The 13,991-nt window shown below is 45.4% G+C and carries 7 protein-coding genes; 3 read left to right on the top strand and 4 right to left on the bottom strand.

Annotated features, from left to right (window positions below; genetic code table 11):
• Positions 1 to 126 precede the first annotated feature (126 nt).
• Positions 127 to 2,835, bottom strand: a complete 2,709-nt coding sequence (gene malT / locus ACED60_RS11435; protein ID WP_371727610.1) for an HTH-type transcriptional regulator MalT — start codon at positions 2,833 to 2,835, stop codon at positions 127 to 129.
• A gap of 566 nt (positions 2,836 to 3,401) precedes the next feature.
• On the opposite strand from malT, the gene ACED60_RS11430 reads away from it, so the two are divergent.
• From ACED60_RS11430 to glgB, 3 genes are all read left to right on the top strand, one after another.
• A complete protein-coding gene (locus tag ACED60_RS11430) occupies positions 3,402 to 5,855 on the top strand; it encodes a glycogen/starch/alpha-glucan phosphorylase (protein WP_009845842.1) in 2,454 nt (817 codons plus the stop codon).
• Between the two features lie 176 nt (positions 5,856 to 6,031).
• On the top strand, positions 6,032 to 8,212 hold the full coding sequence (malQ, locus tag ACED60_RS11425; protein WP_009845841.1) for a 4-alpha-glucanotransferase: 2,181 nt from the start codon (positions 6,032 to 6,034) through the stop codon (positions 8,210 to 8,212).
• A 175-nt stretch (positions 8,213 to 8,387) separates the two neighbouring features.
• The gene (gene glgB / locus ACED60_RS11420) at positions 8,388 to 10,568 is read left to right on the top strand and encodes a 1,4-alpha-glucan branching protein GlgB (protein WP_017100917.1); all 2,181 of its coding nucleotides are present in this window, start codon (positions 8,388 to 8,390) and stop codon (positions 10,566 to 10,568) included.
• 152 nt (positions 10,569 to 10,720) lie between these two features.
• On the opposite strand, the gene ACED60_RS11415 is transcribed toward glgB, so the two are convergent.
• Genes ACED60_RS11415 through ACED60_RS11405 form a run of 3 tightly spaced genes read right to left on the bottom strand, consistent with a single transcriptional unit; the run spans position 10,721 to position 13,806 of the window.
• A complete protein-coding gene (locus ACED60_RS11415) occupies positions 10,721 to 11,560 on the bottom strand; it encodes an energy-coupling factor transporter transmembrane protein EcfT (RefSeq protein ID WP_012600180.1) in 840 nt (279 codons plus the stop codon).
• Positions 11,557 to 13,251 carry an ABC transporter ATP-binding protein gene (locus ACED60_RS11410; RefSeq protein ID WP_371727549.1) on the bottom strand — a complete coding sequence of 565 codons (1,695 nt, stop codon included), beginning with the start codon at positions 13,249 to 13,251 and terminating at the stop codon, positions 11,557 to 11,559. Before ACED60_RS11410 ends, ACED60_RS11415 begins: the two co-directional genes overlap by 4 nt.
• 6 nt (positions 13,252 to 13,257) lie before the next feature.
• Complete coding sequence (locus ACED60_RS11405; protein WP_009845837.1) at positions 13,258 to 13,806, bottom strand: ECF-type riboflavin transporter substrate-binding protein; 549 nt, start codon at positions 13,804 to 13,806, stop codon at positions 13,258 to 13,260.
• Positions 13,807 to 13,991 lie beyond the last annotated feature (185 nt).

Below are 13,991 nucleotides of genomic sequence, written 5' to 3'. Positions count from 1 at the left end.
TGCTATCTGCTATCTGCTATCTGCTATCTGCTATAAACCCCATGCTCCAAACGAAAAAAAAGCCAGTCACCATAGGTAACTAGCTTAAGCTTTTCTCGAATCAATCTCGAATCAATCTCGAATCGTTTAGTACCCCATCAACTGCAGTAAATTCTCCGCTGTGCTGATCGCTTCTTTGCGGTTAGCAATGTTTAGCTTTTGGTAAAGGTTACGGATGTGAGTCTTGATGGTGGTACCTGCTACATCGAGTTCTTGAGCTATCTGCTCGTTACTGAACCCTGAATAGATCAAACCAAGTACTTGCCATTCACGCTGGGTGAGTGGGCTCGTGCGCACAAGTTCAGGAATGTTTGGGTGATTGACTAAGTTTTCAACAAAGTCTTCATCAAAGTGAACCGAGCGGCTGCGTTGGGTGGTCGAGATATCTTTCATGATCTGTTGAGCACGATGGCGTTCTAAGTCACCTAAGCCAGGCTTGTTGCTCAACTTATCCAAGATATGTCCGATAGTCCCGCCGTCTACTAAGAAGTTGCCGACCATACCGGTTTGGTTAGTCATATGAAGCGCTTCTTCAAGTAGCACGCGTGCGCTGTCTTCATCGTTAATTTGTGTACGTAACACGGCTTCAACGATCAAGTTTCGGTTGGTGTCTGTAATCAGATGTGAACGCTGGGCTTCACTCTTAAGGAAGGTAAGCGCTTCTTCCGCGTCTTCATATTGTTCGAGGATGATGTGAGCACGAACGATGTTTCGCCACTGAAGTTGGCAGAAGTGGTTACTTGCCGATTCAGGTCGAACCGCCACACTCAGCCAATCACGTATCGCCTCTTTATCGCCTTTTACTTGCCAGAAAAGAATCAAAGACAAAGAAGCATTTGCCGTCCAATCTACGTGGTAAGTCGATTGACGCAATAAGTGCTGAATCTGGTCGATAAATTTCGACGCTTTATCAATCTCACCGCGGCTCAATGAAATACGAGCCAGCATAGAATAGCTGTGCAGGTGTTTACTCGGAGAGTGGTGACCAAGGATATCTAAGCCTTTGTAGCAACACTCTTCCGCTTCATCTAGTCGGTTCCAACACCAGAAGATCTGAGCGCGAACACGTAGCAAAAATTCATGTAGAGGCACGTATTGAAGCTGATGCTCTTCAATCAATTTGAATGCACTGTCTTGTAGCTCAAATGCAGCTTGAACATAACCTTGAGCAATCAAGATTTCGCTTTGTTGCAGAATCGCCCACAGTGCTTGATGGTAAACCTGATATTGGCGGGCCAGCTTCTCGGTTTGTTGCATCATTGGTAGAGCACGGCTCAGATTACCCATTACGTGATTCACTTCGCCCACAACCGAGGTTGCGACAATGCGGCTACGATAAACGGTGGTGTTCAACTGACTCAACGAAAGCTCTGCCAATTCCAATGCTTTCTCTGGCTCATTGCTGTTAATGGCAACTTGGGCGCGTAAGGCGTTGTATTGGCCTTGTTGCTGAGTATCGAGTTCAATATTTCGAGCTTGATATTGAGTCTCAGCCTCTTCCAACAAAGTACCTACTTGGTCATAACGGTGCTGACTTTGTGCAAGCCATGCACGTAGCATCGAAAGCTTTGGCTCGCTGTAGAGTTGATCGGTGGTCAGTTGCTTGATCGCCATCTCTAGTGACGACAGCTCACCTTGGTTGAACATCGGCCAGCCGTGGTCTGTCAGTATTTGAATGATCAGCTCTGGGTCTTCAGCGCGCTGTGCATGGCGCAGTGCTTGGTGTGGTGTGTCTTGTTTAATCCACGCCTTCGCGGCACTTCGGTGCAATTCTGCTTCTTGTTGAGGGATTCGAGCTTGACGCTCATGTGCCAAAAATTCACCAAACAGGTTATGGAAACGATACCAGTTCTTTTCGCCTTCAAGCGGGTAGATGAATAAACCGAATCGATTTAATGATTCGATCATACCCAGTGCGTCTTCACGTTGTGTTAGCGCACAAACCAGTTCGTCGTTGAAGTGGTCAAGCACTGAACACTGCATCAAGAACTGTCGAGTTTCTTTGTCTAACAGGTCGAAAACCTCTTCAACCAAGTAGTCCCAAAGATGGGCTTGATTAAAGTGGGAGAAGGACTCAGCAGACTGCGCAAGCGTACGTTTTTGATGTTGGGCTTGCAGCGCAATAAGTTGAAGTGCAGAAGGCCAACCCTCTACATAGGTACAAATACTGTCTGCCGTTGTGTCATCAATACCATCGGCAACACGCTGATTAAAAAAGCGCGTCGTCTCTTCGGTATCAAAAGCCAGCGAGTCATTACCTAATTCGATCATTAAGTCTCGAACGCGCAGGTTTGCCGTACCTAGGGGTGGTGTACCCCGACTGGTTACAACCAGCGTAAGATTGTCGGGCATGTGTTTGAGGAAAAAGCGCATTGCTTCTTGAATGTCATCATTGTTGACTAAATGGTAGTCGTCTAAAACAAGAAAACATTCATGATGATAGTCCGACATCTCGGCGAATACTTCGCTCAATAAAGAATGCAGCGATGAAAACTGTCGTTTCTCTGCCAGTTTTTGGGCATTGGGACAGGAGTTTTGAGTCGCTTTATTGAGTGATTGGAGTAGGTAGTTGATAAAACGGAAGGCATCGTTGTCACTATCATCGATGCTGTACCAACCCACATTCGGCTTATCTAATAGCCACTGTGCAGCCATAGTGGTCTTGCCATAGCCCGCAGGAGAGCGGAACAATACAAGCTTATAGCAATCTGCGTTCTGGAGCAGATCGAGAACCCTAGGTCGTAGGATTGCATTATGTAAGCGGCCGGGACGAGTCAGTTTCGAAGGGATCCACATGTCGAAGTTTTTCACCTATTCCATGGCCTATGTTCTGGGGATTCTAAAACCGTAAAAGAGTTGCCCAATCACATCTGCCTAATTACTTAAGTCTGTGCTTATGTTACGTGAAGAAAAATGGCACCGACTATGATTCTCCTCAGAAACCTTGCGGTCTTGCATGTTTTTAGCTTTCTACGCCCTTAATTTGGGACTTTGCTCACGTTGCGTGGTGGTTTGTGAATGTGACTTTGTTCGGTCTTACACTGAGATTTATGTAAAAGATGAGATATGGAAAATAATTTCGTGATCTCAAACTCAGATTTGCTAATCAGTTTATTCCGGTTAAATAAAACTCACATCAATTAACGTTAAGTTATCGAACGGGAGCTTGTGATCTTAGTCACTCCAACTTTTTGTTCGAAGTTAGAACATGAGAGTCAGATCACTAACCTTACATCGGTACGCCCCCTACGCCCTCTCATCTACTCCTAGTTAGTCGTATTAACGGGAGGATGTTTAGTTAATGGTGACCATGCACGATATGTCACAGATGAATTAGAACTATTAAAAGCGAGATTTCTGAAATGAAACCAACTCAGCAAAAAACTTTCGATAAAGTGTCGTTCCAAGAAAGCGTTAAAAAGCATTTATCTGCAACTTACGCAACAACGATTGAAAACGCAGATAGCCGCGCATGGTACCTAGCAATGGGGCGTGCGCTAGCAGAATTGACAACATTTGATCTGCTAGAAACTGAAAATGATGAAAAAATCAAAAACGCGAAGAGCGTTAACTACCTTTCATTAGAGTTTTTGATTGGTCGTCTAACAGGTAACAACCTGATCAGCATGGGTCTGTACGAACAGATTACTCATGCAATGGAAGAGCTAGGCCAAAACCTAACTGACCTTCTAGAAGAAGAACGCGACCCATCGCTAGGTAATGGTGGTCTTGGTCGTCTTGCTGCTTGTTTTATGGATTCTTGTGCTGCACAAGAGTACCCAACAGTAGGCTACGGTCTTCACTACGAATACGGCCTATTCAAACAGTCTTTCCAAGATGGTCGTCAACAAGAAGCACCAGACGCATGGCGTGGTGTTGAAGGTTACCCATGGGAAGTCGCTCGTCCAGAGCTAGCACAACACATTGGTTTTTACGGTCATGTAGAAGTTGAATTCATCGACGGTAAAGAAGTTCGTACTTGGGTTCCAGGTATGGAAGTAAAAGCAATGCCTTGGGATCTACCAATCGTAGGTTACGAGTCAAACACGGTTTACCCATTGCGTCTTTGGGAATGTCAGGCAATTGCACCATTCTCACTAGCAAGCTTTAACAACGGTGATTACTTCGAAGCGCAACACTCGCTAATCGATGCAGGTAACATCACTAAAGTACTTTACCCGAACGACAACCACGAGAAAGGTAAGACACTGCGTCTAATGCAGCAGTATTTCCACTCAGCAGCGTCAGTTCGCGATATTCTACGCCGCCACGAAGCCGCAGGTTTCTCTCTAGAAGATCTGCCTAAGCAAGAAACGATTCAGCTGAACGATACGCACCCAACGATTGCGATTCCTGAGCTAATGCGCATCCTAATCGACGAGAAAGGTCTATCTTGGGATCAAGCATGGGAAATCAGTGCACATACGTTCGCTTACACGAACCACACACTACTTCCAGAAGCGCTAGAGACTTGGTCTGAATCGCTGATCAACCGTCTTCTTCCACGTCACATGGAAATCATTTTTGAAATCAACCACCGCTTCATGCAAGAAGTTCGCAAGATGTGGCCTGGTGACGGTGAGAAACAAGCGAAGCTTTCTATCATCCAAGAAGGTTTCCACCGCATGGTTCGCATGGCAAACCTATGTGTGATTGGTTCTTACAAAGTAAATGGTGTAGCTGCACTTCACTCTCAACTTGTTAAGAAAGACTTGTTCCCAGAGTTCAACGAAATCTTCCCAGGTAAACTGACTAACGTAACGAACGGCATCACGCCACGTCGTTGGTTGAAGTTCTGTAACCCAGGTCTATCTAATCTAATCACAGGTAAGATTGGCTCTGAGTGGCCAGCAAAACTTGAGCAGCTAGAAGGCATCGCTAAGTTTGCAACAGACGCGAAATTCCAAAAAGAATTTATGGCTGTTAAGAAAGAAAACAAACAGCGTCTTGCGGATTGGGTTCAAGAGAATATGGGTATCGAGCTAGATACTAACGCTATCTTCGACGTTCAAATTAAGCGTCTGCACGAATACAAGCGTCAGCACCTAGATTTGCTACACATTCTGTCTCTGTACCACCGTATTCTTAACGAACCTGGTTTCGAGTGTGAGCCACGCGTATGTTTCTTCGCAGCGAAAGCAGCACCGGGTTACCACCTAGCAAAAGAAATCATCTTCGCGGTTAACAAGATTGCAGAGAAGATCAACAACGATCCTCGCATCGGTAACAAGCTGAAAGTGGTATTCATTCCTGACTACCGTGTAAGCATGGCTGAAATCATCATCCCTGCGGCAGACGTTTCTCAGCAAATCTCATTAGCTGGTAAAGAAGCTTCAGGTACGGGCAACATGAAGATGGCTCTAAACGGCGCTCTAACTATCGGTACGATGGATGGTGCAAACGTTGAGATTCGTGAAGAAGTTGGTGATGAAAACATCTACATCTTCGGCCTAGAAGTTGACGGTGTTGTTGCACTGAAAGCTCAGGGTTACAACCCATACGATTACTACAATGCAGACCCACTATTGAAAGCATCTCTAGATCTACTGACTGGCGATGAGTTCACTCCAGGTCAACCAGGTCTTCTACGTGCAACGTTTGATAGCCTACTAGACGGTGGTGACCCTTACCTATGTCTTGCTGACTTCGCTTCTTATGTGAAAGCGCACGAAGACATGGGTACGCAATACAAAGACCAAGCAGGCTGGGCTAAGAAAGCGATTCTTAACACGGCATTGGTTGGTAAGTTCACATCAGACCGCTCAATTCGCGACTACGTGAACAACATCTGGAAACTTGAAGCGGTTAACCGTTAATAGTTGCAAAGTAGCCAAGGCAGTTTCTGCCTTGGCTCAATTAGCTTGTGAGCAAATAGACGGCTTATTCAGATAGCAATGCTTACAAACTGATTGTCACAAGCTAATTGATTAGTAAAAATTAAATAGACAACCCTACAAAAATTGAAAGCGTCAGAACGTTTTCGGAGAGAGCGATGAAAGAACAGACCGTATTAAAACAAGTCGCAGAAATGGCAAATATTGCCGATAGTTACGTTAGTGCGTGGGGCGATGAAGCACAAGTATCAGAAGAGACGATTACGTCTCTATTGGCTTCATTGGGCTACGATACAAGCAGCGATGATGCACTGCTTAAATCTGCAGAAAGAAAGCACAGAAAAGATGTACTAGACCCGGTTCTTGTCTTGCGTGACGGTGAGCCAGTAGAAGTGACACTCAATCTGGGTGTGAGTGCTCGTGAAAGTGAGTTCAGCTGGCGCTTAGAAACCGAGCAAGGAGAGGTACTTGAAGGCTATCTTCAATCTCAAGTCGTTCGTGACGAGCGTGCCGAGGGTGGCCCTTTAGTGTTTGCATTGCCAAGTGATTTGGCATGGGGTTATCACAAGCTCATTGTGAGTCGTAAGCGCCGTAAGAAACCTTACGAGATGACGTTGATTATTACGCCAAAAGCGTGCTTCAAGCAGTCACCCATTGAGCAAGGCAAAAAGCTTTGGGGACCAAGTGTTCAACTGTACACGCTAAGAACTCAGCACAACTGGGGTATTGGTGATTTCGGTGACCTAAAACAGCTTGTTTCGGATATTGCGTCTCGCGGTGGTGACTTTGTTGGTCTAAACCCAATTCACTCACTGTTCCCTGCAAACCCGGAAGGTGCGAGCCCATACAGCCCGTCTTCACGTCGTTGGTTGAACGTCTTATACATTGATGTGAGTTCAGTTCCTGAGTTCGCATTAAGCGCGGAAGCGCAACAAACGGTAGGCAGCGCCGAGTTCCAGCAGCGCCTACAGAAAGCTCGTGAAGCGCACTGGGTGAATTACACTGAAGTGTCTGAGCTGAAGATGAGCATCTTACCTCTGCTATTCGCAGAATTTAAGACTCGTCATCTAGACAAAAACAGCGACCGCGCACAAGCGTTCTTAGCGTTCGTTGAAGAGGGCGGTGAAAGCCTGATGCATCAAGCGGCGTTTGATGCTCTGCACGGTGAACTGCATGCTGAAGATTCAGGTATGTGGGGCTGGCCTGTATTCCCAGAGAAATTCCGTACATTTGAAAGCCCTGCGACCCAGAAATACATCAAAGATAACCTAGATCAAGTGCATCTCTACATGTACCTACAATGGTTAGCCGATTGCCAAATCAACGATGCACAGTCTCTTGCTGAAGAGAAAGGCATGGCGGTTGGCCTTTACCGTGATTTAGCGGTAGGCGTTGCAGATTCTGGCAGCGAGACATGGGCTGATGAAGGCAACCTAGTGATGGATGCGAGCATTGGTGCTCCACCGGATATTCTTGGTCCTTTGGGTCAGAATTGGGGTCTACCACCACTAAACCCAGAAGTGCTTCAAGAAACCAGCTACGACGCTTACATCAAACTACTTCGTGCCAACATGAAGCACTGTGGTGCATTGCGTATTGACCATGTTTTAGGTCTGCTGCGTTTGTGGTGGATTCCAAAGGGTGAGAACGCAACGAAAGGTGCGTACATCTACTACCCAGTGCAAGACATGCTGTCTATTCTGGCGCTTGAATCTCACCGTTACCAATGCAGCGTTATCGGTGAAGACTTAGGGACGGTACCGGATGAAATCGTAGACATCCTTGCTGATGCTGGCGTGCATTCTTACAAAGTATTCTTCTTCGAAACATCAGAAAATGACGGTGGTTTTATTTCTCCTAAGCACTACGCGTCACAATCGATGGCGGCACTGTGTACTCACGATATGCCAACGCTTCGCGGCTTCTGGCACTGTGATGACTTAAAAATGGGTCAAGAGATTGGTTTATACCCAGACGCACAACAGCTAGAAACTTTGTTCGATAACCGCTTGGAGTGCAAGCAAGGTATCTTAGACTCAGTGGCATGGCATGGCTTCCTACCAGAAGGTGTTGGGCGTGATGCAAGTCAAGTACCGATGGATTCTTATCTTGCTGAAGCGCTTCAGTTGCACGTTGCGGCTGGTGGCTCAACACTCCTGAGTGTTCAGTTGGAAGATTGGCTAGAAATGGATAAGCCCGTTAACATCCCTGGTACGGTCGATGAGTACCCTAACTGGCGTCGTAAACTATCAATGAACTTGGACGAAATCTTCGCTCATGAAGGCGTGAATCGTATCGCCTCTAAGCTAACTGACGTACGAGAAAAAGCAGCTAAGTAATGGAGTCGAGTGGCTTGAACAGAGGTGGTTTTTTGCTTACGCCGTACGAAACTACAACCTCGGTCACTCAATATTGAATGCTCATCTGGTAGAATAAACCGTCGTTATATTGCCCGCACTAATAGCGGGCATTTTTGTATTATGTTTTTTGGATGTTTGGTTAGGGAGAAGCGTTTTGGAACTAAGTTCGATTTCAAAGCAAAAACAAATATATACCCAACTATCACAGGCTTGCTTCACAGACCCATTTGCGTTTTTAGGGCCATACTTACCTTCTGAACAAGGTTCATTACGAGTGTGGATTCCTGGGGCAGATAAAGTCGAGTTGATTGTTGGAAAGGAACCTCGTATTAAGTTAGCGCGAGAGGGTGAAAGTGGTTTCATTCTTAAGCAAGAAAGAGACTTACGTTTTACTCACTACAAGCTTGCGGTTGATTGGAATGGAGTAGAGCAGATCATCGATGATCCATACCAATACCATGATCTGTACGCGAGTTATGAGGATCTTCATACACCTAAAGATATGTATCATCACATGGGAGCTCAGTTTATTACGCTAGAGCGTGATGGACAGACGATTTCAGGCACGCGTTTCTTGGTGTACGCACCGCATGCAACAGCGGCTAGCTTGGTGGGTAACTTCAACGCTTGGGATGGTCGTCGCCACCCAATGCAGCGTCTAGATTATGGTATGTGGGGCTTATTTATTCCTGATCTGGAAGAAGGCGCACAATACAAGTTTGAATTAAAAGGGCCTGATGGCGAAGGCTTGCCACATAAAGCTGACCCATGGGGTTTCTACTCTGAGCAGTACCCATCATTTTCATCTGTGACTTACGATCACGCTCGCTACCAGTGGCAAGATTCTCAATGGCAGAATCGCCCGGTGACGCAAAAGCGCAAAGAAGCACTTTCATTCTATGAATTGCATGCCGGCTCTTGGAAGCGCAATGCTGAAGGTGAATTCCTAAACTACCGTGAGCTAGCGGCAGAGCTAATCCCATATCTAACGGATCTGGGTTACACACACGTAGAGTTGATGCCGGTTTCAGAGCACCCGTTTTACGGCTCTTGGGGTTATCAGCCAATAGGCTTGTTTGCGCCAACAAGTCGTTTTGGTTCTCCAGATGATTTCAAATTCTTCGTCGACCAATGTCACCAAGCCGGTTTAGGTGTTGTTCTGGACTGGGTTCCTGCACACTTTCCAAGTGATGATCACGGCTTAGCTAACTTTGATGGAACGCCTTTGTTCCATGATCCAGATCCACGCCGTGGTTGGCACCAAGATTGGAACTCGTACATTTACGACTTAGGTAAAGAGCATGTTCGTCGCTTCTTAGTAGCAAATGCATTGTACTGGTTCGAACAATTCCATATCGATGGCATTCGTGTTGATGCTGTTGCTTCGATGTTGTACCTCGATTACTCGCGTAGCCATGATCAATGGATTCCGAATGTAGACGGCGGCAATGAAAATTACGACGCCATCGCGACCCTTAAGTGGATGAACGAAGAAGTGTACAAACACTTCCCGAATGCGATGACAATTGCTGAAGAATCGACGGCTTTCCCGGGTGTTTCAGCACCAACCTTTATGGGCGGTTTAGGCTTCGGTTTTAAGTGGAACATGGGTTGGATGCACGATAGCTTGTCTTACATTCAAGAAGATCCAATCAACCGTAAATATCACCACGATACGATTACCTTCCCGTTGGTTTATGCTCACAGCGAAAACTACGTATTGTCTCTGTCTCACGATGAGGTGGTTTACGGTAAAGGCTCTATCCACAACAAGATGCCGGGTGATGAGTGGCAGCAAACGGCTAACCTACGCGCTTACATGGGTTACATGTATGCACAACCGGGTAAAAAGCTGAACTTCATGGGCGCTGAATTCGGTCAAACGGCTGAATGGAATCATGATGATCAACTGCAGTGGTTCTTGTTGGAATATGAACGCCATCAAGGTGTTCAACGCTTAACGAAAGATTTGAACAATCTATACCGCTCTGAGGCGGCAATGCACGATCTTGATTTCGACCCGAAAGGTTTTGAATGGCGTCTACAAGATTCTGCTGAAGCAAGTATCTTAGCTCATGAACGTATTAGTGAGTTGGGTGAACGAGTATTGGTTGTTTCTAACTTTACGCCCGTTCCTCATGAGCGTTTCCGCTTAGGTGTTCCAGCCCAAGGCCAGTACTCGCTATTGCTGAATACTGACTCGGCTGATTACGCAGGCAGCGGTTTTGAAGTGAAGCAGGTTGCTCAGGTTGAATCAATAGCAAGCGAAGGTTTGGACACGTCGATTGAGCTGCGTTTGCCACCACTATCAACGGTGTTTTACAAATTAAACTAATAACAATCACAGTAAGTAAGTGATCACAAAGACGACAAAGGGAGCCCTGAGGCTCCCTTTTTTTGTTTCGATTTTCACTCTAAAACGGCTTGAATTTCGTTAAGTAGAACATTATACAGCACGTTATTTAAGCGACGCTTTCAATGAAAAACCTAAAATGGATACCAGAATAATTGTGGTTCTAAAACACGCTTTACGATCGCTAACACAACGATAAAGGCGATAACCATTAGCCAAACATAATCGATACGTTTCAAAGGCGCATAGCTATACCAAGTCCGTGACTTATGTCTGCCAAAACCTCGTAACGTCATTGCGTTTGAAATCTCGTCTGCACGGTCTAAGCTAGAAAAAATGAGCGGACCTAGAACCTTAGCTACGTTTTTGATGCGAGTGAGTAAAGGTGCTTTCTTCGATAGTTCAACGCCACGAGCCTGTTGAGCATGCATGATATTGATGAAGTCTTTTTTAACTTCAGGTAAATAACGCAGTGTTAAGCTGACCGCATAGGCGATTTTGTATGGAACGCCAATACGGTTGAGGCTTGCGGCAAACTCGGTCGGGTGCGTGGTAAAGACGAATATTAACGCTATCGGGAACATGCTCATGTATTTGAGCGTGACAGTGATTAAATAAAACAGAGTCTCTTGGCTCAACGAGTAGTTACCCGGCAGTGTCAGCAATAGAGTCTCGCTGCCGATGAGCTCTGTACCTTGCTGTGGAGCAAGCAGATACATGAACAAAGCATTTAGGCTTAATACACTCACCGTTCCCAATAACAAAGGCTTATAAACGCGCACAGGCACATTGGTAAGCTTTAGCAGGAATAAACCAGTCACAATAAGCAACGCAATCAATCTCAGATCGAACGTAGTTAAAACCACAGTGACCCAAGCAAGAAAAAGTACAAATTTAGTGATGCCGTTCAGTGCGTGTAACGGTGATTTAGTATCAATGTAATTGATGCCAAATTTTACTTTTGATGCATTCATAGCGAGCTTCTCTCGTCGTCGATGAAGTACTGCATAAAAGCGTTGGTGTCGTCGATTTTCATCATAGTCGCAAGTTCATAAATGCTGGTAGTACAAAGGTTCGCATGTTCTAAAAGCGATGGCTGACTAAACACTTCCGTCATGGCTGCATTAGCAATTAACTTACTGTCTGCGATTACGATCGAACGTGTGGTGTATTCTAGAACCAAGTGCATGTCGTGTGAGATGATCACAACAGTAATGCCCAAATCTCGGTTAAGCTTTTGGATGAATGCCAGCATCGATGTGTAGTTACGGTAGTCTTGGCCTGCTGTTGGCTCATCTAATATGAGGAGTTCAGGCACCAACACTAAGATAGACGCGATCGTTACACGCTTTTTCTGACCATAGCTCAGAGCTTCAATGGGCCAGTGGCGGAACTTACTTAACCCGCAAAGCTCAAGAACGTTCTCTACTTTTTCTGTGATCAGCTGTTCTGCCATACCGCGGTTACGAAGACCAAAAGCAATCTCATCAAAAATCATATGATGTGAGATCATATGATTCGGGTTTTGCATGACCACGCCGACTTTTTGGCTTCTTTCAAAGATGGAAAGTTCAGATAAGTCTTGACCATTTAGATAGGAAGAACCTGAATCAGCATCTATTACACCCATGATGAGTTTGGTGATAGTGGATTTACCCGAACCGTTCTTGCCCAAAATCGAGACAAACTCGCCCTTACCAATTTTGAAACTCACATCTTCGAGTGCATTTTTTTCACCGTCGTAAGAATAAGTTAAGCCATGAACTTCGAGCAAAGGCTGGTACTGTTTCTCTGCTACCGGTGCTGGGCGCTCAGCAAACCAAGCTTGAACTGCTGGGCGGAATCTTTTGTAATCCAAAGCTTTGAGGTTTGAAAGTTTATCTTCGTTAGTCAGAGGGGCTTTCGCTGCTTTAAGTGCAGATAAGTAGAGAGGTTCACGAATACCGTGCGTCTCAAGTAACTTGGACGCTAAGATGTCATCCGGAGTCATATCCGCGACTATTTCACCGCGCTCCATTAAGATCACACGATCGATATCGCGATGCAGAACATCCTCAAGGCGATGCTCGATAATCACGATAGTCTTGTTGGTTTCTTTATGAAGTTGGTCGATGATCTCAATCGTTGCTTTGCCCGTTTTAGGGTCAAGGCTTGCTAAAGGCTCATCAAACAGCAAGATATCGACATCATCGACTAAAATACCTGCTAATGATACTCGCTGTTTTTGACCACCTGAAAGGTCATGAGGAGAGCGATCAAGCATATCCGCTAGGTCGACCATTTTTGCAGTCGATTTAACTAACGGGTACATATCAATGTTCGACATCAACTGGTTTTCTAATGCGAACGCAATATCTTCACCGATACTTAACCCCACAAATTGGCTGTCAGTATCTTGCAATACTGTGCCTACTTGCTCGGTATAGTCGTGCATTGAAAACTCAGAGACATTCTTGCCGTTGATCTCTAAAGAACCAGAGACCTCACCTTTAATTGCATGAGGTATCAGACCATTGAGACACTGACCTAGCGTAGATTTACCACTACCACTTGGTCCAATAATGACGATTTTCTCTCCTTTCTCTATCCTTAGATTGATATTTTTTAGCGTCGGTTTATCCAGCGACTCATATCTAAAAGAGAAGTTCGAAAATGCTATAGTCATTAGCGTTTATGCCTCGGTCAGGTTACGGCTTTGTTTGTTACGTTTAGCGACTGATTTTAGGATCAGGAAGCCTACCACTGCGATAAGAATAGTGTTGCCCGCAGCGATGATAGACAGTTGAGTGAAGACTTTAGTAAACGGTTCTGCGTATAGGATGGTATCTAGGAACGCAGAGCTACCATAACCCACAACGTTACCCGCAAGGGCAAGTACCACGAACAGTGCAAAATCTTTCATTGGTAGTTCACCTTGTTGAAGGCGATTCTTAGTCATCATTGGGAATAAGCCGATAACCATACCGACAATACCTGAGCCTAATACCCAAGTTAACCATACCCCCCAACCTGCGAACAAATCCGTTACCCAGTGACCGATAAAGCCAACCAAGAAGCCAACAATAGGGCCAAACAAAACAGAAAACAGTGCTAGGACTGCCATTGCTGGTTTCAATGTCGTGTTAGCAAACACTGGGACACCAAACATAGGTAAACCACCAATGCCGTACAGTGCCGCGCCAATAGCAATAACGACGACTGTTTTAGCTGAAAAGTTCATAGATAACCTCGAATACTGAAAATAAAGCATAATATTCGCCATTATTAATATGCGTCTCAATGAGAACGTTTTTTGGGCAAATATAAAAAATAAGGCGCGCATTATACAGTAGAACCCTTCCATAAGGGAAGTAAGCGCGTCATGAACCCCGCATTCTAATTAACCGGCACGAAGAATAAGATCAT

The organism is Vibrio sp. 1F279, assembly GCF_041439815.1.
GTDB lineage: Bacteria > Pseudomonadota > Gammaproteobacteria > Enterobacterales > Vibrionaceae > Vibrio > Vibrio tasmaniensis_A.
The sequence above is the reverse complement of the archived record's forward strand: the minus strand, read 5'-3'. Positions and strand labels throughout refer to the sequence as shown.